Genomic DNA, 21,901 nt, shown 5'->3' with positions numbered 1-21,901 from the left:
ACGAGGCACCAACAGCAATACCTCTGGCCCCAAAACTCCTACAACCGCGCCGCCACCGGCAAGCTGACCACCTTGCCCTGGCGCTGCACCGGTGCCGGGCGGCGTAGGGTGCGGAGCATGTCGGCGGCCTGGGCCAGTTGTTGTTGCAGTTCTTCCTGGTATTGCGCCAGTTGCTCGCTGCGTTTTCGGGTTTGCTGGGTTTCCTGGGCCAGGGCCTTGAGGCGCAGCATGTGGCTTTCCAGCATCTGCTTGTGTTCCAGGGTGTGCTGCATCAGCGGCATCAGGGCGTCGGCTGCCCATTGTTCGGCGTCGTGGCGCAGGCGCTGGTGTAGGCCGATGGCCTCCTGCGCCAGAGTGGCGAAGAAGCGGCGGGTGAGGCTGCGCTGTTCGGTGAGCAGGGTTTTCAGGTGCAGGCGGAACTGGTCACCCTTGGCCTGTAGCTGACGCAGTTCGCGCCAGTAGCGCTTGATCTGCAACTGCGGGGCGTCGACGCCGTGCAGTGGGCTTGCTTCGTTGTGCCGCTGGTAGATGGCGGCGACCATCTTGTTGGCCAGGTCGGCTTCGTGCTGCAGGTTGTGCAGATCCTGCTCCACGGCCTGGAAGAACCTGACGATGGCCTGGTTGATGCCCAGGGTAGTCCAGCTACCGCTGAGGTTGCGACGAACCTTTTCCAGGTGCTCCTGCAGGCGTTCGGCGCGTACCGCATGGCGCAGCAACTGGCCCTGGCGTTGCAGCAGGCGCTGGTTGGTCTTCAGCCCCAGCAGGCGTTTGTGGTGCAGGTTGTGATCGTCCTTGGTCTTGGCGGTCAGTTCCAGCAGTAGCTGGCCGTTGTCCTGCTGGTGGTTGCCGAGCAGGGCCAGTTGTTCGTTGACCTTTTCCAGGCGCAGGCCGAGTACGTGCTGGCTGTTGTTGAGCAGTGCTAGTACCTGACGCACCACCTGTTCTTCGATCAGGCGCTCCTTCTGCGCGACGATGCGTTCGCACAGCAGGTTCTCCAGTTCGCTCATCTGGCTGCGCGCCAGCAGCGCTTCATCTTGGCGCACCTTGGCCAGCAGCGCCTGCTTGGCCGACAACGGCAGCACGTCGGCCTGGTCGAGGCCGAGTTGTTTGGCCGTGGCGCTCTGCATCTGGGCGATGGCGTTGTGCACGAAGGCTTCGCCGGCCAGGTCGTCCCACAGCACGTCGATCTTGTTCAGCACGGCGAACAGGCTGGTAGGCGTGTCTTCATCGAGCTGGCGGATGTGCTGCTGCCAGATCTGCATGTCGCTGGCGGTGACGCCGGTATCGGCGGCCAGCAGGAAGATAATGGCCTGGGCATTGGGCAGCATCGACAGGGTCAGTTCCGGCTCGCTGCCCAGGGCGTTGAGGCCAGGCGTGTCGAGGATGCGCAGGCCCTGGCGCAGCAGCGGGTGGTCGAAGTTGACCAAGGCGTGGCGCCAGGCCGGCACCAGTACATGACCGCGCTTGTCGGCACTTTCCAGCATGTCCGGGTGGAAGCCGAGCTGGATCGCCTGTTCCACGGGCATGACCTTGGTCTTGGCCACCTGGCTGAAGGCCTGGGCCATGTTGTCCGGGTCGCTGCTGTCCAGCGGGATGCTCACCCAATGGCGGGGAATGCGTTTGAACTGGGCCACGCTGGCAGAGGTGCTGCGCGTCTCGATGGGCAGCAGGTGAATGTAGGAGCGTTCCGAGCGCGGGTCGAAGAACAGCTCGGTGGGGCACATGGTGGTGCGCCCGGCCTGGGACGGCAGCATGCGCTGGCCATATTCGGAGAAGAACAGGCTGTTGATCAGTTCGGTCTTGCCGCGCGAGAACTCGCCGACGAAGGCCAGGGTGATGTGGTCGGTACGCAGCAGCTTGAGGGCGCGCTCGAGTTTGCTGGTGACGGCGTCGGAGCTGAGGCGGTTGTGTTCGAGCCAGCCACGATAGCGGGTGATCTCGCGGATCAGCTCGCGCTTCCAGCCAACGTAGGCATCCACCTGCTGACTGAGACGTTCCATGCTCATCCTGGCTCTCCTCTTGGGCGATACGTACAGCAGCAGTTCGGTTAAGGGCGTTCGATAGCTGCAGCGCTTGGTACTGGCCTGGCACGGGGCATTTGGCCGCCAGGTAGCATGGCGTGTGCGGATAGCCTGCATTATGCGAGGTAGGAGGTGAGCGTCAATCGCCGCTGCGACAGTCCCGCCTTATGGTCGGCTGGGGTGGCCGAGCGGTCGTCAGGGGCGCTGCAGGCCAGGCAGGGAGGGCAGGCAGCGGGGCGCATGGATGCGCAGGCGTTTCTGTCGGTTGAGCTCGCCGCTTTCCAGGCTCACCTGGCTCTTGGCGACGCCGAAGGCCTTGGCCAGAAAGGCCTGCAGGTGGGCGTTGGCCTTGCCGTCCACGGGCGGGGTGGTGAGGCGGATCTTCAGCCGCTCACCATGCAGCCCGGCGAACTCGTCCTTGCTCGCCTTGGGCTGCAGGTGGCAGTCGAGGATCAGATCCTCGCCGTCCCAGCGGTAGAAACTCATCCTCAGAGGAAGGGGCTGAGCATGGGCGGCAGGCCGGTATAGGCCGCCAGGCCGCCGATGATGAAGCGATCCGCCAGGTTGATGGCGATGAAGGCGAAGATCGGCGAAATGTCCAGGCCGCCCAGGTTAGGCAGCAGGCGACGGAAGGGTGCCAGCAGCGGTTCGCAGATCTGGTTGACCAGTTGTGCGCCGGGGTTGTAGCTGCCGGGCGCGACCCAGGAGAGGATCACGCTGATGATCAGGGCGAAGAAGAACACCTTGAGGAACAGCGAGGTCACGCCGATCATCGACCACACCAGCAGTTGCAGGATGAAGCCGCCGACGTTGTAGCCCATCAGGGTCAGGGTGACCATCATCAGCAGCAACTGCACCACGATGGCCAGAACCAGCGAGGCCAGATCCAGCCCGGCGACTCCCGGGATGATGCGGCGTAGCGGCGTCAGCAGCGGCTGCGTGGCCTTGACGATGAACTGGCTGAGCGGGTTGTAGAAGTCGGCGCGCACCAGTTGCAGGATGAAGCGCAGCAGCACGATCAGCAGGTACAGGCTGCCGAGGGTCTGGATGATGTAGATGAGGGCTTCGATGAGTCCGGACATGCTGTCTCCTTATTAAGGGCACTTGATACTTCGGCGTGGTCGTCGTCGACAGACCCTAGCCCAGTTGCTCGGCCAGTTCGGCCGAGCGGTTGGCGGCGGCATCGAGTGCCTGTTGTACCAGCGCCTCGAAGCCGCCGGCCTGGAAGGTTTTGATCGCCGCCTCGGTGGTTCCGTTCGGCGAGGTGACGCGGCGGCGCAGCTCGCCGGCGTCCACGTCGCTTTCACTAGCCATACGTGCAGCGCCCAGGGCGGTGTGGATGCTCAGGCGCGCGGCGGTTTCATGTGGCAGGCCGAGTCGTTCGCCGGCTGCGGTCATGGCTTCGATCAGCAGGAAGAAGTAGGCCGGGCCGCTGCCGGAGACGGCGGTGACGGCATCGAGCTGGCTTTCCTCGTCCAGCCACAGGGCCAGGCCGACGGCGCTCAGCACCTGTTCGGCCTGCGCCTTCTGCTCGGTGCTGACGCGCGGGTTGGCGAACAGGCCGGATACGCCTTGGCGCAGCAGCGCCGGTGTGTTGGGCATGCAGCGCACCACTGGGCGCTCGCCCAGCCATTTCTCCAGGCTGGCGCAACTGATGCCGGCGGCGATGGAGACTATTACCTGGTTCGGTGCGAGGTGTGCGGCCAGATCCAGGCAGACCGCCTTCATGATCTGCGGCTTGACTGCCAGCACGATCAGGTCGGCGCCTTTGATGGCTTCGGCGTTGTCGGCGAAGGTGGCGATGCCCTGTTCCTGCTGCAGTCGTGCGCGTTGTTCGCTGCCAGGCTCGCTGGCGCGGATGGCGCTGGCCGCCACGCCCTGGGCGCGCAGGCCGCCAATCAGGCTGGCGGCCATGTTGCCGGCGCCGACGAAGGCGATGATCGGGTTGCTCATTGCGGGAATTCCTTCATTCAGTGAGTGGGCTGGCCGTAGTCGCGGGCGCCGAACAGGGCGGTGCCGATGCGTACCCAGGTGGCGCCTTCGGCAATGGCGGCTTCCAGGTCATGGCTCATGCCCATGGACAGGGTGTCGAGGTTCAGCGCGAGGTCGTCACGCAACTGGCGCAGACGGGCGAAGGCAGCGTGCTGCGCGGCGACATCATCGGTGGGTTCGGGTATCGCCATCAGCCCGCGCAGGCGCAGGTTGGGCAGGGCGGCCACGGCTTGGGCCAGTTCCGCCAGCTCTGCAGGGCTGCAGCCGGATTTGCTCTGCTCACCGCTGACATTGACCTGCAGGCAGACATTCAGCGCGGGCAGGTGCGCAGGGCGTTGGTCGGACAGGCGTTGGGCGATTTTCAGGCGATCCACCGAATGTACCCAGTCGAAATGCTCGGCGATGGGCCGGGTCTTGTTCGACTGAATGGGGCCGATGAAGTGCCAGATCAAGGGCAGATCACTCAAGGTGGCCTGTTTTTCCAGTGCTTCCTGCAGGTAGTTCTCGCCGAAGTCGCGGATACCGGCGGCATGCGCCTCGCGAATGGCCTCGGCGGGTTTGGTCTTGCTCACCGCGAGCAGGCCGATCCCTGCAAAATCGCGCTGCGATGCTTGCGCCGCCTCACGGATGCGCGCTCCGACCTTTGCAATATTCTCTGCTATCGTGGACATTACTTGCGGCCCGGCCGTTAAGCGTTCGCGGCATTCTACCTGCTTGCCTGCAATTGGGGAGTCCCATGGATATTACCGAGCTGCTTGCCTTCAGCGCCAAACAAGGCGCGTCGGATTTGCACCTCTCGGCCGGTTTGCCGCCGATGATCCGCGTCGATGGCGACGTGCGCCGCATCAACCTGCCACCGCTGGACCACAAGCAGGTGCACGCGCTGATCTACGACATCATGAACGACAAGCAGCGCAAGGATTACGAGGAATTCCTCGAGACCGACTTCTCCTTCGAGGTGCCGGGTGTCGCGCGCTTCCGGGTCAACGCCTTCAATCAGAACCGTGGTGCCGGTGCGGTGTTCCGTACCATTCCGTCCAAGGTGCTGACCATGGACGACCTGGGCATGGGTGAGGTGTTCCGCAAGATCACCGACGTGCCGCGCGGCCTGGTGCTGGTCACCGGCCCAACGGGTTCGGGCAAGTCGACCACCCTGGCGGCGATGCTCGACTACCTCAACAGCAACAAGTACCACCATATCCTCACCATCGAAGACCCCATCGAATTCGTCCACGAGTCGAAGAAGTGCCTGGTCAACCAGCGCGAGGTGCATCGCGATACCCATGGCTTCTCCGAAGCGCTGCGCTCGGCGCTGCGGGAAGACCCGGACATCATCCTGGTGGGTGAGATGCGTGACCTGGAAACCATCCGCCTGGCGCTGACCGCGGCGGAAACCGGCCACCTGGTATTCGGCACCCTGCACACCACCTCCGCGGCCAAGACCATCGACCGCGTGGTCGACGTGTTCCCCGCCGAGGAGAAATCCATGGTGCGCTCGATGCTCTCCGAATCGCTGCAGGCGGTGATCTCGCAGACCCTGCTGAAGAAGATCGGTGGTGGTCGCGTGGCGGCCCACGAAATCATGATCGGTACGCCGGCCATCCGTAACCTGATCCGTGAGGACAAGGTGGCGCAGATGTATTCGGCGATCCAGACCGGCGGCGCGTTGGGTATGCAGACCCTCGATGCCTGCCTCAAGACCCTGGTGGCCAAGGGCCTGGTCAGCCGCGACAGCGCGCGGGAAAAGGCCAAGAGCCCGGAAAACTTCTAGGAACTGGTGTAGGAGCGAGCATCGCGAGCGAAGCTTTTGGCGTTAGCCTGTTCGCGAGCAGAACTCGCTCCTACGATTCGGCCGTCACCTGCCGGCGGTATTGCACACGAAGCTACGAGAGCGACGATGGAATTCGAGAAGCTGCTGCGTCTGATGGTGGAAAAGGGTGGTTCGGATCTGTTCATCACCACCGGTGTGCCGCCTTCGATGAAGGTCAATGGCAAGATCATGCCCGTGACCAAGAACCCCATGACCCCGGAGCAGGCTCGCGAAACCGTGCTGGGGGTGATGAACGATGCCCAGCGCCGCGATTTCGCCGAGCACCACGAGTGCAACTTCGCCATCAGCGCGCGCGGCATCGGCCGCTTCCGCGTCAGTGCCTTCTACCAGCGCAACCTGGTGGGCATGGTGCTGCGCCGCATCGAAACCAACATTCCCACCCTCGATGAGCTGAAGCTGCCGGAAATCCTCAAGAAACTGTCGCTGACCAAGCGTGGCCTGGTGCTGTTCGTCGGCGCCACCGGCACGGGTAAATCCACCTCGCTGGCGGCGATGATCGGCTACCGTAACCGCAACAGCAGTGGCCACATCATTTCCATCGAGGATCCGATCGAGTACATCCACCAGCATCAGAGCTGCATCGTCACCCAGCGTGAGGTGGGCATCGACACCGACTCCTTCGAGGTGGCGCTGAAGAACACCCTGCGCCAGGCGCCGGACGTCATCATGATCGGCGAGGTGCGTACCCGCGAAACCATGGATCACGCCGTGGCCTTCGCCGAGACCGGCCACCTGTGCCTGGCCACCCTGCATGCCAACAACGCCAACCAGGCGCTGGATCGCATCATCAACTTCTTCCCGCCGGATCGACACAACCAGGTGTGGATGGATCTGTCGCTCAACCTCAAGGCCATCGTCGCCCAGCAACTGGTGCCGACCCCGGACGGCAAGGGCCGTCGCGCGGTGATCGAGGTGCTGATCAACACGCCGCTGGCCGCCGACCTGATTCGCAAGGGCGAGATTCACGAACTCAAGAGCCTGATGAAGCGCTCCACCGAGCAGGGCATGCAGACCTTCGATCAGGCGCTGTACAACCTCTACACCCAGGGCGAGATCACCTACGAGGACGCGCTGCTTTATGCCGACTCGGCCAACGACCTGCGCCTGATGATCAAGCTGGGCTCGGAAACCGATGGCGACCACCTGACGAGCATGGCGCAGGGCCTGTCGCTGGAGATCAGCGAGGAAGACCCAGGGCGTCGTTTTCGCTGATGGTGGTTTCTCCAAGGCATTGCTGATCGCCCCAATCGACCCCGCGTAGGCTGGGTGTGGAGCTTCCCGGGTTTCGCTGCGCTCAACCCAGGCTACGGGCTACGGATTGATCGCCAGCAAGCTGGCTCCTACGTAAAGCGGTCATCCGTTGCGTCGGGTGATACGTTTGCCCTTGCTGCCAGCAAGCACCATGGCCTGGCCGTCGCGCTGCGCGCCGGCGCGTGCCTCGCTCATCAACTGCGGGATCAGCGGCCCTTCCGGCAGATGCTTCCAGAATCTCAGCGGCAGATGCTGCTGCATCACCGTGCGATTGAGTCGTGCCGGGTTGAAGGTGCTGCCGTAGTAGGCGCGCCATAGCGCCTGGCCGTCGTCCTCGGGCTGCTGCGCCCACACCCGCCACTGCGCGGGGCAGCGTCGTTCGTGCTGCAGGTGCTGGCCATCCCAGAGCACGCCATCGCGCGGGGTGGCGATCAACCAACTGTGCTTGCCCAGGCGTTCGGCGAAGTGGCCGCTGGCCGAGGCGAGAATGTCGTGCGCCGGCTCGAACCAGGCGACGAAGTCTGGCGCGTCTTCGGCCTTGCACGGCTGGAAGCGGACGAAGGCGTGCAGGTGGTGCGCTTCGCGACGCACGGCCTTGAGCCTGCGTTGCAGTTCGCTGCCGTCGGGGTCGCCGGCCAGGATGGCGCTGCGCTCGCCCTGCACGAAGCGCCACAGCACCCGGTACAGCAAGCTCCAGCGCTCGTCGCCACGGTATTGCGCAGCGCTGTCCAATAGCTCCAGCAGCTCGGGAGAAACGCGCAGGCGGCCGCTGGGCTCCGGTGCCTGCTCGGCCGCTTCATCGAACAGGCCGGGCGCGCTTTCTTCGTCCAGCCATTGCACCTGATGCGGGGCCAGACCCTGTAGCAAGGCGCGGCGTGCGGCCTGGCGCCAGGTGGCGAAGGTGCCGTCGAAGCGCAGGCTGTGCATCACCACAATGCCATCTGTGCCGGGGTGTCGCGCAATTGCTGGCGCAGCACCATGGATTCATGTTCGGCGCGCGGTGGCCGGTAGTCCTGGGTGACGATGAAGGGCTTGGCCTTTTCCAGCACGCAGCGCAGGCGGGTCAGATCCTCGTAGCGGATGCGCCTTTCGCGTCGCAGGGCGCCCAGGCGCCGCGCGCTGAGCACGCCGATGCCAGGCACGCGAGCGATCAAGGACTCATCGGCGCGGTTCAGGTCCACCGGAAACTGCTCGCGATTGGCCAGCGCCCAGGCCAGCTTGGGATCGATATCCAGCGCCAGGTTGCCGGGGCCGGCGAGCAGTTCCGTGGCGCTGAAGCCATAGCCGCGCATGAGGAAGTCGGCCTGGTACAGGCGATGTTCGCGCAGCAATGGCGGCGCCTCGAAGGGCACGGTTTTCGGGCTTTGCGGGATGGGGCTGAAGGCCGAGTAGTAGACGCGGCGCAGGCGATAGTCGCTGTAAAGCGTTTGCGCGTTGTGCAGGATGGTGCTGTCGTCGGTGGCGTCGGCGCCGACGATCATCTGCGTGCTCTGCCCGGCCGGTGCGAAACGCGGCGCACGGCGCTCTTCCTTGGCCTCGCGCTCACCCAGGTGAATGTGCTGCATGGCCTGGTGAATGCTACCAACGTTCTTCTCCGGCGCCAGGCGCAGCAGGCTGGTCTCGGTGGGCAGTTCGATATTGACGCTGAGGCGGTCGGCATACAGGCCGGCCTCGGCGATCAGCTCCGGCGCGGCGTCGGGGATGGTCTTGAGGTGAATGTAGCCACGGAACTGGTGCTCCCGGCGCAGCAGCTTGGCGACACGGATCAACTGCTCCATGGTGTAGTCGGCGGAGCGGATGATGCCGGAGCTGAGGAACAGGCCGCTGACGCAGTTGCGTTTGTAGAAGTCCAGGGTCAGGGTCACCACTTCCTCGGGGGAGAAGCGCGCCCGAGGCACATCGCTGGAGCGACGGTTGATGCAGTACTGGCAGTCGTACAGGCAGAAGTTGGTCAGCAGGATCTTCAGCAGCGCCACGCAACGCCCGTCCGGTGTGTAGCTGTGGCAGATGCCCATGCCATTGGTCGAGCCGATTCCTGCCTTGCCCTTGGAGCTGCGTTTCGGTGCGCCGCTGCTGGCGCAAGAGGCGTCGTATTTGGCGGCGTCGGCGAGGATGGTGAGCTTTTCGATCAGTTGCATGCGGAGAATATCGATACTGTTTTTATATACAGTATCTGGGTGCCGCAATGCTATCAAGCCATTCGTGCTGTCATTCCGTGAGGCCGGCGGAGGAAACCTTTTCAACAACCGTGGCGTCATAATGCTATGTCGCACAAGGGGGGCGCCATGCAACGACAGGACACGCACAGCAAGCTGATCGGCTACCTGCTGTGGATATTCGGTTTTCTCGGTTCGCACCGCTTCTACTACGGCAAACCGGTGACCGGCACCATCTGGTTCTTCACCCTGGGCCTGCTGTTCATCGGCTGGATCATCGATCTGTTTCTGATTCCGGCGATGGATCGCGAGGCCGACCTGCGTTTCACCGCCGGTGAGATCGACTACAACGTGGCCTGGATACTGCTGACCTTCCTCGGCGTGTTCGGCGTGCACCGCATGTACCAGGGCAAATGGATCACCGGAATCATCTATCTGCTGACCGGCGGCCTGTTTCTGGTTGGCGTGCTCTATGACTTCTGGACGCTCAATACGCAAATTTCCATCAAGAACGCTCAGCGCGGCTGATCGGCAGGGAACTGCGTTCTGGCGTCTCGCTCAAACGCTGCAGAGCGAGGCATCTGCCTCGCAGGAATTCCCTACAGGGATGTGCCACTTGCAGTAAACGAGGCACCCATGAATTCCGAAGAACGAACCCTGATCGATGGCCTGTTCTCGCGTTTGCACGACGCCGAGCGGCAGAGCGCTGCCCGCGATGCCGAGGCCGATGCGCATATCGCCGAGCATGTCGCGCGCCAGCCGGCGGCACCTTATTACATGGCGCAGACCATCCTGATTCAGGAGGCGGCACTCAAGCGCCAGGATCAGCGGGTCAAGGAGCTGGAAGCGCAACTGGCCGAGATGCAGCAACAACGCCCCAGCAGCGGCGGCTTTCTTTCCGGTTTGTTCGGTGGTGGTGCGCGTGATGCTCAGCCGCAGCCGAGCTCGCGCCCGGACGGCTGGGGGCAAACGCGCTTTTCCCAGGGCGCTGCCGCCAGCGACCCGCGACCGGCGCAACCGGCTGCACTGCCGGGGCAGGGTGGTGGTTTCATGCGCGGTGCCTTGCAGACGGCGGCCGGTGTGGCCGGTGGTGTGATGATGGCCGATATGCTCAGCGGCCTGTTCCATCACGGCAGCCCGACGGAGATCGTCGAGGTGGTCGAGCCTCCGCTGCAGCAGGATCCCGGCAATTTCGATGCGGGTTCGCCAGGCGACAGCTATGCCGATGACAGCTACTTCGACGGTGGTGATTTCTTCGACGGTGGTGACGACAGCTTTTTCAGCTAAACGACGCGGATGACGGCATCGCACAGGCTGCCGTCATCCGCCTGGAGGCTTCAGTCGTCGCTGTCGTCGTCATCCCCGCCGTCGACCTTCATGCCCAGTTCCTTGATCTTGCGCGTCAGCGTGTTGCGGCCCCAGCCCAGCAACAGGGCGGCATCGCGGCGACGGCCAGCGGTGTGCTTGAGGGCGGTCTCGATCATGATGCGCTCAAAGGCCGGCACGGCGCTGTCGAGCAGGTTGGATTGGCCGCGTGCCAGGGCCTGATCGGCCCACAGGCGCAACGCCTGCTCCCAGTTGGTTACCGGGGCGGCGTCCTGCGGTTGGGTCAGCAGCTCGGGCGGCAGGTCGTCGACATGCACCTCGCGCCCCGACGCCATGACGGTGATCCAGCGGCAGGTGTTCTCCAGCTGGCGCACGTTGCCCGGCCAGGGCAGGTGCTTGAGGTAATCCTCGGTTTCGCTCTTGAGCAGCTTGGGCTCGACTGCCAGCTCCTGCGCCGCACGGGCGAGGAAGTGGTTGGCCAGGGTGGGGATGTCTTCGCGGCGGTCGGCCAGGCGTGGAATATGGATGCGGATGACGTTGAGGCGGTGGAACAGGTCTTCGCGAAACTTGCCGGCCTGCACCAGGGTTTCCAGGTTCTGGTGGGTGGCGGCGATGATGCGTACGTCCACCTTCACCGGGGTGTGGCCACCGACCCGGTAGAACTCGCCATCGGCAAGCACGCGCAGCAGGCGCGTCTGGGTATCGGCCGGCATGTCGCCGATCTCGTCGAGGAACAGGGTGCCACCGTCGGCTTGCTCGAAGCGTCCACGGCGCTGGTTGGCTGCGCCGGTAAAGGCGCCTTTTTCGTGGCCGAACAGCTCGGACTCCATCAGATCCTTGGGGATCGCCGCCATGTTCAAGGCGATGAACGGAGCCGCCGCGCGCGGGCTATGGCGATGCAGAGCATGGGCCACCAGCTCCTTGCCGGTGCCGGATTCACCGTTGATCAGCACGGTGATATTGGAGTGGGACAGGCGGCCAATGGCACGGAACACCTCCTGCATCGCCGGCGCTTCGCCGATGATTTCTGGGGTACGTGCCTGGGCGGCCGGAGCGGCCAGGCTCTGTTGCTCCTGGGCGTGCTGGAAGGCGCGCTTGACCAGGGAGACCGCCTCGTCAACGTCGAACGGCTTGGGCAGGTACTCGAAGGCACCGCCCTGATAGCTGGCCACGGCGCTGTCCAGATCCGAGTGCGCGGTCATGATGATCACCGGCAGGCGCGGATACAGCTCGCGGATGCGGGCCAGCAGGTCGAGGCCGCTGGCGCCCGGCATGCGGATGTCGGAGATGATCACGTCCGGCTGCTGGCGGGTCAGGCGGGCGAGGACGCCGTCGGCACTGTCGAAGCTCTGGATGCTCATGCCTTCCTGCTGCAGGGCCTTTTCCAGTACCCAGCGGATGGAACGATCGTCGTCGACAATCCAGACGGTTTCGTTGCGGCTCATGGCGTGGTCGCTCCTTGTTCCAGTGGCAGGAAGATCGAGAACACGGTGTGGCCTGGGTGGCTCTCGCATTCGATCAGGCCCTGATGCTGACTGATGATGTTCTGGGTAATGGCCAGGCCCAGGCCGGTGCCGTCGGCACGACCGCTGACCATGGGGTAGAAGATGGTTTCCTGCAGTTCCGGCGGAATGCCGGGGCCGTTGTCCATGATCTCCACCTTGACCACCAGACGGTGGCGGGTATGGCCGATGGTGAACTGGCGCAGGGTGCGGGTGCGCAGGCTGATGCGGCCCAGGCCCATGTCGTGCTTCTGCCCGGCGATGGCCTGCATGGCGTTGCGCACGATATTGAGCACGGCCTGGATCATCTGCTCGCGGTCGATCAACAGGTCGGGGATGCTCGGGTCGTAATCACGCACCAGAATGACGCTGCCCTGTGCCTCGGCTTCGATCAGGTTGGCCACCCGTTCCAGCACTTCATGCACGTTGGTCATCGCCAGCGACGGCAGCTTGTTCGAGCCGAGCATGCGGTCGACCAGGTTACGCAGGCGGTCGGCCTCTTCGATGATGACGTTGGTGTAGTCCTTGAGCTCTTCGTTGGGCAGCTCGCGCGACAACAGTTGCGCAGCGCCACGGATGCCGCCGAGCGGATTCTTGATCTCGTGGGCCAGGCCGCGCACCAGCAGCTTGGTGGTTTCCTGCTTGGATAGCTGGGCTTCTTCCTTGGTGATGCGCAGCAGGCGGTCGCGCGGGTGCACCTCCAGCAGCAACAAGGTTTCACCCTTGCTGAACAGCGGCGTCACCGCGTAGTCCACGGTCAGCGTCTGCCCGGTCACCGAGGTCAGCACCGCTTCGCGTTTGTTGAACGGGTGCGCCTGTTCCACCGCCTGGCGCAGGGACGACAACGCCTCGGGCGATTCGGTGAATAGCTCGCTGATGAACTGGCCATGGCTGCGCTGGCCGCTGACGGCCAGGAGCATTTCCGCCGCCGGGTTCATGTACTCAAGGCATAACTGGCTGTTGAGTAGCAGGGTGGCAGTGGTCAGGTTGTCGAGTAGCAGGCGGTGCAGCGCGTCATTGATGGTCATAGGCAGTGCTTTCCGGCAATGGGCAGGAAAATGCAAGAAGCAAACCAAGGCCCCGAAAAGACGCATTTTTTCTGCGTCATCTCGGGATCAGGGCGGACTGCAAGGCGATCAGGCGGGACGTTTCGACCCAAAACAGGGAGAGAATAAAGTTTGGTGCGATTTAATGCACCAAACTGGTGCTCGTTGGGGCTGTTGCCACTTCGACGCCCTGCGCGAAACGGCAGCAGGCCCTAGAGAAAGGGCAGGATACTGGGCTTTTCCGGGGGCTTGTCTTTCAGCGGGCACTCCGGGCGCACGCCATAGTCGTCCTTCTTGCACGGTCTGATCTTGCGCTTCTGCGCCAGCGACATGCGGTGCATGTGGAAGGGCTGCGCTGGGGTGCGTTCGACGATCAGGCCAGCAGAATCGATGATCTCGCCCACCAATTGGTGCGTGCCACGGTCGATGTGCTGCAGGGAAAACACCGGGCTGCGGCTGGGCTCGCCCTGGACCACGCCGTCGAGCAACAGGCGGTAGCTATGGCCGGGCAGCAGGCCGGGCTCGCTGGTCAGGGTGACGATCATGTCGCCCGCAGCATGGTGGATCGAGGCATCCGGCTCGGGCAGCAGGATGCGCAGGAGCTGGTAGTGCACTACCGGCTTGGTCACGGCTGGTGGGGCAACGCGGACGCTGGATTGGGGCGTATTCATCTGGGTGCTGTTGGAGGGCGCGATATATACACGCTCGGCACTGCTGCTGCGAGGCTTGTCGGTGAATACGCGATTACCTTCGGCATCGATATAGGTGTAGACCTGCGCTTGAGCGCCCTGGGCCAGCAATAGCAGGCCCAGCAGGAGTGTTCGCATCATCATCCGTTGCTTGCAGGTTTGGCGGGTTTGGGGGCTGGCTTAGGGGGCGGCGGAGCGGCTGGTTGCCTGGCCGGGCTGTTGAGGCTGATGCGTTGCACGGTGAAGGTCTCAGTCGCGCTTTGCTGGATCACCCGATCGCCGTCCAGCACCGCCACGGCCAGGCTGTGCTCGCCGCGGTCGATATTGGTCAATTGCAGGCTCGTCACATTGCTTGCCTGGCCGTAGGGTTGTCCGTCGAGGATCAGACGCAGGCGGTGACCTGGCTGCAGGCGCGGCTGAATGTTCACGCCGACGACGAAGGAGCCGTTGTTGGCGCGCATGGCTTCGTCGTCGGGAATGCCGGTGAGCCGCAGCACTTTGTAGGGCGCCTCTGCCTTCTCTTCGCCAGAGGATGTGGGTGGGGGAAGCTTGGGCGTCTGCATATCCACCGTATTGGTCGGCGGCAGCTCGACGCTCTCGGCAGCGGTGCCGTCCGGTGGTTGGTTGGTGTACACCGTATTGCCGTTGGCGTCGGTGTATTTGTAGATCTGCGCGCTGGCCGGCAGAGCCAGGGCAAGCAGCAGGCAGGCGAGTAATGGGCGCATGGGCCTATCCTTGCTCGGATGATGGGCTAAGCCTTGCACTGCTATGGGTTCCTGGCAAGCGCGGGGCGCTTTGGCTGTGACCTTTGCCTGCAAAAGCAGGGTGCTTTTATCAGAACGGTTCTTTGCGTTCTCGGGGGAGTGCTTGGTTGATACAGGACTGGCAAGTTTGTGTGTTGTCTCGTATTGGCTCTTTGGGTGTTTTGGACGCCGCTTTGGGTGTTTTCAGAGATTCCGGGTTTCGCCCCCTCGGGCGACTCACTTTTCTTTGAAATGCGCAAAGAAAAGTAAGCAAAAGAAACGCACCCCCGCCATCCGGGTCTCGCTTCGCGAGACTCCCCTCACTCCGGCACCGCTCCGGGGTCGGCGTACATGGGCCATCCCTGGCCCATTACGCCTCTCGCGGCATCCATGCCGCTCGCCCCCTGCGCAATGCCTACGTTCGGCCTCCTGAAGGGGGAGTTAGCGCGCCTGAACGTATATTGGCTCCGGGCATACCCGGCGTGTTCTGGTAGCTGTGGAGCCGCGATTTGGCTGTCGAATTAAACCGATAGTTTCATTCGCATGGATAGCTTGCCGGCTTTCAGCCGGCATCTTGGTCAGCCCTAAGGCTGGCCCATGTTCAAGCACTCCACGCTAATTCTGGGTTACCTCGGGTTCAGGCGCGTGCAGAGCCCGCCCAGGAGGGCGAACGGAATCGTCGTGGAAGAGGTTGAGCGACATGGATGTCGCGAGAGCCGCGATGGGCCAGGGATGGCCCTTCGCGGCGGGCCTCTGGAACGGCGATGGAGTGAGCGAACCCTCGCGCAGCGAGGGCCGTATGACCGGGCGGAGGGTTTTGGTTACTTTTGCCCCGCAAAAGTGACTCGCCCGGGAGGGCGAAACCAGAAACATCAGCAAAAACGCGGCAATCCGGAACAAGCACCCGAACAAGCACTAACTTGCCAGTCCGGTATCAAAGACTAATCTCCCCCGAGCTTCCGCGAAAAACCATAAAAAAGCCCCGCCAGGCAGGGCCGGGCGGGGCTTTCGAGGGCGCCGCACGAGGCGGCGCAAGCTGGCTTAGACGCTGTAGTACAGGTCGTATTCCAGCGGGTGCACGAAGGTGCGCACCTTGATTTCTTCTTCGCTCTTCAGCTCGATGTAGGCATCGATGAAGTCGTCGGAGAACACGCCGCCCTTGGTCAGGAACGCGCGGCCCTTGTCCAGCTCTTCCAGGGCTTCTTTCAGGCTGCCGCACACTTGCGGAATCAGCTTGCCTTCTTCCGGCGGCAGGTCGTACAGGTTCTTGTCGGCTGCATCGCCCGGGTGGATCTTGTTCTGGATACCGTCGATACCGGCCATCAGCAGAGCAGCGAAGGCCAGGTACGGGTTGGCAGCCGGGTCCGGGAAGCGCGCTTCGATGCGGCGGGCTTTCGGGCTGGCAACGTACGGGATACGGATCGAAGCGGAGCGGTTGCGAGCCGAGTAGGCCAGCATCACCGGTGCTTCAAAGCCCGGAACCAGACGCTTGTAGGAGTTGGTCGACGGGTTGGTGAAGCCGTTCAGGGCCTTGCCGTGCTTGATGATGCCGCCGATGAAGTACAGAGCGGTCTCGGACAGACCGGCGTAGCCTTCGCCAGCGAAGGTGTTCTTGCCGTCTTTGGAGATCGACATGTGCACGTGCATGCCCGAACCGTTGTCGCCGTACAGGGGCTTGGGCATGAAGGTGGCGGTCTTGCCGTAGGCGTCGGCGACGTTGTGCACGCAATACTTCAGGGTTTGAACTTCGTCAGCCTTGGCGACCAGGGTGTTGAACTTCACGCCGATTTCGTTCTGACCGGCAGTGGCCACTTCGTGGTGGTGCACTTCGACGACCAGGCCCATCTCTTCCATGGCGTTGCACATGGCGGTACGGATTTCATGGTCGTGGTCGCACGGCGGAACCGGGAAGTAACCGCCTTTGACGGCCGGACGGTGGCCCTTGTTACCGCCTTCGACGTCCTGATCGGTCATCCAGGAGCCTTGCTCGGAGTAGATCTTGAACATCGAGCCGGAGATGTCGGACTTGAACTTCACTTCGTCGAAGATGAAGAACTCGGGCTCCGGGCCGACGAATACGGTGTCACCGATGCCGGTGGTTTTCAGGAATTCTTCGGCGCGCTTGGCGATGGAGCGCGGGTCGCGGTCGTAGCCTTGCATGGTGCTCGGCTCGATGATGTCGCAGACCAGGATCAGGGTCGGCTCTTCGGTGAACGGATCCAGTACGGCGGTTTCGTCGACCGGCATCAGGATCATGTCGGAGGCTTCGATGCCTTTCCAGCCATGGATGGACGAGCCATCGAACATCTTGCCGTGCTCGAAGAAGTCTTCGTCCAGGGCGTCACGGGCCGGCATGGTCACGTGATGCTGCTTGCCCTTGGTATCGGTGAAGCGCAGGTCTACCCACTTCACGTCGTGTTCTTTGATCAGTTGAACAGCCTTAGACATGTTGTCCTCCAGATGGAAAGGCTCGTATCGATGAGCCCCGATATGTACGGTGAAGCCCGGCGGGATAGTCCTCCAGGGCGACCTGCCTCACAAGGGAGCAAATTGCATGCCAGTGCCCTTTATTGGGCAGAGGCCGCGAAACTCAGGCGCCGTGCCGCTTGCGCGGTATTTATGCCGGTGGTTTTGCACCATTTAAGGGCTGCAAATTCCTTATATGTGCAATTTTGGTGCATCGTCTGCATGGCGCAGTATTTTTGGTCAAAGCTTGAACAATTTCCGCTATAATCCGCGCCCCTGTTTTTCCGCTGCCTGTTCGGGCGCTTATTTCATGAAGCTGATCGTCAAAGTTTTCCCGGAAATCACCATCAAGAGTCGCCCGGTGCGCAAGCAGTTCATCCGCCAGTTGGGGAAGAACATCCGCGCCGTGCTGCGCGATCTTGACCCCGCCCTGCGGGTGACGGGTGTATGGGACAACCTGGAGGTGGAAACCGACCTGGACGATCCCAAGCTGCTCGCCGAGATGACCGAGCGCCTGCGTAACACCCCTGGTATCGGCCTGTTCCTCGAGGTCAACGAATACCCGCTGGGCGATCTCGATGACATCACCGAACACTGCAAGCGCCATTATGCCGAGCAACTACCGGGCAAGATCTTCGCCGTGCGCTGCAAGCGTGGCGGCAAGCACGCCTTCAGCTCCATCGACGTCGAACGCCATGTCGGTTCGCGCCTGCGCCGCGAGTGCGAGGCGGCCGGTATCGATCTGAAGAAGCCGCAAGTCGAAGTGCGCATGGAGATTCGCGATCAACGCCTCTTCGTGGTGCACAACCGCCACGAAGGCCTGGGTGGCTACCCGCTCGGCTCGCTGGAGCAGACCCTGGTGCTGATGAGCGGCGGTTTCGACTCCACCGTGGCGGCCTACCAGATGATGCGTCGCGGCCTGGTCAGCCACTTCTGCTTCTTCAATCTCGGTGGGCGTGCCCACGAATTGGGCGTGATGGAAGTGGCGCACCATATCTGGCAGAAGTTCGGCCGCTCGCAGCGCGTGCTGTTCATCAGCGTGCCGTTCGAGGAAGTGGTCGGCGAGATTCTCGGCAAGGTCGACAACAGCCAGATGGGCGTGATCCTCAAGCGCATGATGCTGCGTGCCGCGACCCGTATTGCCGAGAAGCTGCAGATCGAGGCGCTGGTCACTGGCGAGGCGATCAGTCAGGTGTCGAGTCAGACGCTGACCAACCTGGCGGTGATCGATTCGGCCACCGACATGCTGGTGATGCGCCCGCTGATCGCCAGCCACAAGCAGGACATCATCGACACCGCCACGCAGATCGGCACCGCCGAGTTCGCCAAGAACATGCCTGAGTACTGCGGCGTGATCTCGGTCAACCCGACCACCAAAGCCCGTGGCTATCGCGTGGAGAAGGAGGAGGCGCAGTTCGACATGGCCATCCTCGACCGCGCCCTGGAGCGTGCTACCCAGTTGCCCATCGACCGCGTCATCGACGAGCTGGGCAAGGACGTGCAGGTGGAGGAAGTGCGTGAGGCACTGGCCGGGCAGATCGTCATCGATATTCGCCACCCCGATGCCGCCGAGGACGAGCCGCTGGAAGTGCCGGGCATCGAAGTGCAGGCGCTGCCGTTCTACGCGCTGAACAACAAATTCAAGGAACTGGATGAGAACCGCCAGTACCTGCTGTATTGCGACAAGGGCGTCATGAGCCGCCTGCATGCCCACCACCTGCTGAGCGAGGGGCATGCCAACGTGCGCGTTTACCGGCCCTTCGGTCAGCCGCAAGCCGCAAGCCGCAAGCTACAAGACGGGCGCGTGCAGTCATGATGAAGGGACATATCAGACGCAGCGCGCGGCGCCGCAGGCATCCTCCCGACTGCGGCACCTGAATCCGTCATGTTTTTAGGCTTTTCTTTGGCTTTTACCTTGCAGCTTGTCGCTTGCGGCTTGCCGCTCTCTTTCTAGGAAAAAATTGTGATCGAAAAACTGCGCAACATCGCCATCATCGCCCACGTCGACCATGGCAAGACCACCCTCGTCGACAAACTGCTGCGTCTGTCCGGCACCCTCGACCGCAAAGAAGCGGAAAACGAGCGCGTGATGGACTCCAACGACCAGGAGAAAGAGCGCGGCATCACCATTCTGGCCAAGAACACCGCGCTGAAGTGGAACGACTACAACATCAACATCGTCGACACCCCCGGACACGCCGACTTCGGCGGCGAGGTGGAGCGCGTGATGAGCATGGTCGACTCCGTGCTGCTGGTGGTCGACGCCCAGGACGGCCCGATGCCGCAAACCCGTTTCGTGACCCAGAAGGCGTTCAAGGCCGGCCTGCGTCCGATCGTGGTGGTGAACAAGATCGACCGTCCGGGCGCGCGCCCTGACTGGGTCATCGACCAGATCTTCGACCTGTTCGACAACCTCGGCGCCACCGACGAGCAGCTGGACTTCCCGATCGTCTACGCCTCGGCCCTGAACGGCATCGCCGGCCTGGACCACGAGAAGATGGACGACAACATGGACGCCCTGTTCCAGGCCATCGTCGACCACGTACCGGCCCCGGTCGTCGACGTCGACGGCCCGTTCCAGATGCAGATTTCCCAGCTGGACTACAACAGCTTCCTCGGCGTGATCGGCATCGGCCGTATCGCCCGTGGCACCATCAAGGCCAACAGCCCGGTGACCGCCATCGGCGCCGACGGCAAGCGCCGTAACGGCCGTATCCTCAAGATCATGGGCCACTCCGGCCTGCAGCGCGTGGAAGTGCAGGAAGCCACTGCCGGTGACATCGTCTGCGTATCGGGCATGGACGAGCTGTACATTTCCGACACCCTGTGCGACCAGAACAACGTCGAGGCTCTGCCGCCGCTGACCGTCGACCAGCCGACCGTGAGCATGACCTTCCAGGTCAACGACTCGCCGTTCGCCGGCAAGGAAGGCAAGTTCGTTACCAGCCGCAACATCAAGGATCGCCTGGAGAAGGAACTGCTGCACAACGTCGCCCTGCGCGTCGAGCCGGGCGAGACCCCGGAGAAATTCAAGGTCTCCGGCCGTGGCGAACTGCACCTGTCGGTGCTGATCGAAACCATGCGCCGTGAAGGCTTCGAGCTGGCCGTGGGTCGTCCGGAAGTGGTGATCATCGAGAACGAGGCCGGCGAGAAGCAGGAGCCGTACGAGAACGTCACTATCGACATCGAAGAACAGCACCAGGGTTCGGTGATGGAGCAGATGGGCCTGCGCAAGGGCGATCTGACCAATATGGTGCCCGATGGCAAGGGTCGTATCCGCCTGGAGTACACCATCCCGGCGCGCGGCCTGATCGGCTTCCGTAACAACTTCCTGACCCTGACCTCGGGCAGCGGCATCCTGACCTCGACCTTCAGCCACTACGGTGCGATCAAGGCCGGTGAGGTGACCAACCGTCAGAACGGCGTACTGGTCTCCATGGCCACCGGCACCGCGCTGACCTATTCGCTGGAAACCCTGCAGGCGCGCGGCAAGCTGTTCCTCGAGCCGGGCCAGGAGATCTACGAAGGCCAACTGTGCGGTATCAACAGCCGTGACAACGACCTGGTGATCAACCCCACCAAGGGCAAGAAGCTCGACAACATGCGCGCTTCCGGCAAGGACGAAGTCATCGCTCTGGTGCCGCCGATCAAGTTCACCCTCGAGCAGGCGCTGGAGTTCATCGCCGACGACGAACTGGTGGAAGTGACGCCGAAGTCGATCCGCCTGCGCAAGAAGTACCTGAACGAGAACGACCGCAAGCGCTTCGAGCGCGCCAAGGTCTAAGGGCAGCCGCAAGCTTCAGGCTGCAAGCGGCAAGTGAAGAGCAAGGCCCCGTCAGAGTGATCTGACGGGGCTTTTTTCTTGGCGTACAAGATGCGGGCTTTCTGGCATGCTGGTATCTGCCCTTGGATGGGTGCCTCACTCATTGTCGCCAGGCTCCGGGCCTGTAAGGACATGCTGTGGTTATCTGCCATGTTCGCTGCGCCATCATCGCCCCTGCGTCGTGCATGAGCACGTGTCGGCAATGCCCTGCGCGCTCGCTGCAGGAGTCTGATTTCGTGCCTGGGAGGCTTGCTGCACTGCTCGTCATGTCCAGGCCTGGGCCCGTGTCGAGGCGGTGGTGTGCCAATGCGTAAGGCCGAACGCCTGTTCCAGGTGGTCAACCTGATCCGTGTGCACCAGCCGATAACGGCGCAGGCGCTGGCCCAGCGGCTGCAGGTCTCAGTGCGCAGCATCTATCGCTATATCGATGACCTCTCGCTTGGTGGCATTCCGATCTACGGCGAACCGGGGCTCGGCTATGCCATGCAGGCGCACTTCGAGATGCCGCCACTGGCGCTGGGTGAAGAAGAACTCGAGGTGCTGACGGCCGCGCTGGATCTGCTCGCTGCCTCTCTGGGCGGCAAGAGCCGAGCCCTGGCGCAGGCGCTGCTGGCCAAGATCGAAGCGGCGGCTCCGGCCAGTGCCCGTGCTCAGCCGGCCAAGCGTCTGTTCGCCCTGCAGGCCCCTGTGCCTGAGCAGAACTGGGAGGCGTTGCATGCGGCGATCAAGCTGGACGCGGCGGTAAGAATTCGCTACCTGAGCCTGGCGGGCGAGAGCAGCACGCGCACGATCTATCCCCTGGGACTGTTCTATTGGGGGGGCAAGTGGACGGTGGGTAGCTGGTGCTGTACCAGGGCCGACTATCGCGATTTCCGTCTTGATCGGATCCTCGAGGTGCAGGCACCGCAACAGACTCCGCCGTGCCAGGCCGGCATCGGCCTGGGTGACTACATGCGTCGGCAGGCCGATGCCTGGGCGGCGCGTCAGGCCACTGACAGTACGCTGTCAGCAGGGCAGGAGCATGCTGCGACTCCCTGAAACCCACAAGGAGTCCC

The 21,901-nt window shown here is 63.0% G+C and carries 19 protein-coding genes; 7 read left to right on the top strand and 12 right to left on the bottom strand.

Going from position 1 to position 21,901, the window contains the following annotated elements; translation table 11 throughout:
* Window positions 1-38: 38 nt before the first annotated feature.
* From PVE35_RS22605 to PVE35_RS22585, 5 genes are all read right to left on the bottom strand, one after another.
* Complete coding sequence (locus PVE35_RS22605; RefSeq protein WP_277373050.1) at window positions 39-2,006, bottom strand: dynamin-like GTPase family protein; 1,968 nt, start codon at window positions 2,004-2,006, stop codon at window positions 39-41.
* Between the two features lie 210 nt (window positions 2,007-2,216).
* Window positions 2,217-2,507, bottom strand: coding sequence for a DUF167 domain-containing protein (locus PVE35_RS22600; protein WP_277373049.1), 291 nt, complete (start codon window positions 2,505-2,507; stop codon window positions 2,217-2,219).
* A 2-nt stretch (window positions 2,508-2,509) separates the two neighbouring features.
* The gene (locus PVE35_RS22595) at window positions 2,510-3,103 is read right to left on the bottom strand and encodes a YggT family protein (protein WP_277373048.1); all 594 of its coding nucleotides are present in this window, start codon (window positions 3,101-3,103) and stop codon (window positions 2,510-2,512) included.
* A 55-nt stretch (window positions 3,104-3,158) separates the two neighbouring features.
* The gene (proC, locus tag PVE35_RS22590) at window positions 3,159-3,974 is read right to left on the bottom strand and encodes a pyrroline-5-carboxylate reductase (RefSeq protein WP_277373047.1); all 816 of its coding nucleotides are present in this window, start codon (window positions 3,972-3,974) and stop codon (window positions 3,159-3,161) included.
* A 17-nt stretch (window positions 3,975-3,991) separates the two neighbouring features.
* The gene (locus tag PVE35_RS22585; RefSeq protein WP_277373046.1) at window positions 3,992-4,684 is read right to left on the bottom strand and encodes a YggS family pyridoxal phosphate-dependent enzyme; all 693 of its coding nucleotides are present in this window, start codon (window positions 4,682-4,684) and stop codon (window positions 3,992-3,994) included.
* A 65-nt stretch (window positions 4,685-4,749) separates the two neighbouring features.
* On the opposite strand from PVE35_RS22585, the gene PVE35_RS22580 reads away from it, so the two are divergent.
* Both PVE35_RS22580 and PVE35_RS22575 read left to right on the top strand, forming a co-directional pair.
* Window positions 4,750-5,784, top strand: coding sequence for a type IV pilus twitching motility protein PilT (locus tag PVE35_RS22580; protein WP_277373045.1), 1,035 nt, complete (start codon window positions 4,750-4,752; stop codon window positions 5,782-5,784).
* A gap of 126 nt (window positions 5,785-5,910) precedes the next feature.
* Complete coding sequence (locus PVE35_RS22575; protein WP_277373044.1) at window positions 5,911-7,056, top strand: PilT/PilU family type 4a pilus ATPase; 1,146 nt, start codon at window positions 5,911-5,913, stop codon at window positions 7,054-7,056.
* Between the two features lie 141 nt (window positions 7,057-7,197).
* Here the strand turns inward: PVE35_RS22575 and PVE35_RS22570 are convergent, their stop codons facing one another.
* A complete protein-coding gene (locus PVE35_RS22570; protein WP_277373043.1) occupies window positions 7,198-8,022 on the bottom strand; it encodes a TIGR03915 family putative DNA repair protein in 825 nt (274 codons plus the stop codon).
* Window positions 8,022-9,233: a putative DNA modification/repair radical SAM protein gene (locus PVE35_RS22565; RefSeq protein WP_268179313.1), complete on the bottom strand. Its 1,212-nt coding sequence runs from the start codon at window positions 9,231-9,233 to the stop codon at window positions 8,022-8,024. The genes PVE35_RS22570 and PVE35_RS22565 overlap by 1 nt, the downstream gene beginning before the upstream one ends.
* Before the next feature lie 147 nt (window positions 9,234-9,380).
* Between PVE35_RS22565 and PVE35_RS22560 the strand changes: the two genes are divergently transcribed.
* Together PVE35_RS22560 and PVE35_RS22555 are read left to right on the top strand one after the other, a co-directional pair.
* On the top strand, window positions 9,381-9,779 hold the full coding sequence (locus PVE35_RS22560; protein WP_268179312.1) for a TM2 domain-containing protein: 399 nt from the start codon (window positions 9,381-9,383) through the stop codon (window positions 9,777-9,779).
* Window positions 9,780-9,887: 108 nt separating this feature from the next.
* On the top strand, window positions 9,888-10,538 hold the full coding sequence (locus PVE35_RS22555) for a DUF2076 domain-containing protein (protein WP_268179311.1): 651 nt from the start codon (window positions 9,888-9,890) through the stop codon (window positions 10,536-10,538).
* A 50-nt stretch (window positions 10,539-10,588) separates the two neighbouring features.
* Here the strand turns inward: PVE35_RS22555 and ntrC are convergent, their stop codons facing one another.
* From ntrC to glnA, 5 genes are all read right to left on the bottom strand, one after another.
* Window positions 10,589-12,022 carry a nitrogen regulation protein NR(I) gene (gene ntrC, locus PVE35_RS22550; RefSeq protein WP_268179310.1) on the bottom strand — a complete coding sequence of 478 codons (1,434 nt, stop codon included), beginning with the start codon at window positions 12,020-12,022 and terminating at the stop codon, window positions 10,589-10,591.
* Window positions 12,019-13,107, bottom strand: coding sequence for a nitrogen regulation protein NR(II) (gene glnL / locus PVE35_RS22545; RefSeq protein WP_277373042.1), 1,089 nt, complete (start codon window positions 13,105-13,107; stop codon window positions 12,019-12,021). The genes ntrC and glnL overlap by 4 nt, the downstream gene beginning before the upstream one ends.
* Window positions 13,108-13,337: 230 nt before the next feature.
* Window positions 13,338-13,952: a DUF4124 domain-containing protein gene (locus PVE35_RS22540; RefSeq protein WP_268184394.1), complete on the bottom strand. Its 615-nt coding sequence runs from the start codon at window positions 13,950-13,952 to the stop codon at window positions 13,338-13,340.
* 2 nt (window positions 13,953-13,954) lie between these two features.
* Window positions 13,955-14,539: a DUF4124 domain-containing protein gene (locus tag PVE35_RS22535; RefSeq protein WP_277373041.1), complete on the bottom strand. Its 585-nt coding sequence runs from the start codon at window positions 14,537-14,539 to the stop codon at window positions 13,955-13,957.
* Window positions 14,540-15,598: 1,059 nt separating this feature from the next.
* The gene (gene glnA / locus PVE35_RS22530) at window positions 15,599-17,005 is read right to left on the bottom strand and encodes a glutamate--ammonia ligase (RefSeq protein ID WP_024309829.1); all 1,407 of its coding nucleotides are present in this window, start codon (window positions 17,003-17,005) and stop codon (window positions 15,599-15,601) included.
* A gap of 328 nt (window positions 17,006-17,333) precedes the next feature.
* On the opposite strand from glnA, the gene thiI reads away from it, so the two are divergent.
* The 3 genes from thiI to PVE35_RS22515 all read left to right on the top strand — a co-directional run bounded on the left by thiI (window position 17,334) and on the right by PVE35_RS22515 (window position 21,884).
* A complete protein-coding gene (gene thiI, locus PVE35_RS22525; RefSeq protein ID WP_277373040.1) occupies window positions 17,334-18,839 on the top strand; it encodes a tRNA uracil 4-sulfurtransferase ThiI in 1,506 nt (501 codons plus the stop codon).
* A 147-nt stretch (window positions 18,840-18,986) separates the two neighbouring features.
* Window positions 18,987-20,807, top strand: a complete 1,821-nt coding sequence (typA, locus tag PVE35_RS22520) for a translational GTPase TypA (RefSeq protein WP_268179306.1) — start codon at window positions 18,987-18,989, stop codon at window positions 20,805-20,807.
* Between the two features lie 345 nt (window positions 20,808-21,152).
* Window positions 21,153-21,884, top strand: coding sequence for a YafY family protein (locus PVE35_RS22515; protein ID WP_277373039.1), 732 nt, complete (start codon window positions 21,153-21,155; stop codon window positions 21,882-21,884).
* The last annotated feature ends 17 nt before the right edge of the window (window positions 21,885-21,901 follow it).

It is taken from the genome of Pseudomonas sp. AA-38, from assembly GCF_029457475.1.
Lineage (GTDB): Bacteria > Pseudomonadota > Gammaproteobacteria > Pseudomonadales > Pseudomonadaceae > Aquipseudomonas.
The sequence above is the reverse complement of the archived record's forward strand: the minus strand, read 5'-3'. Positions and strand labels throughout refer to the sequence as shown.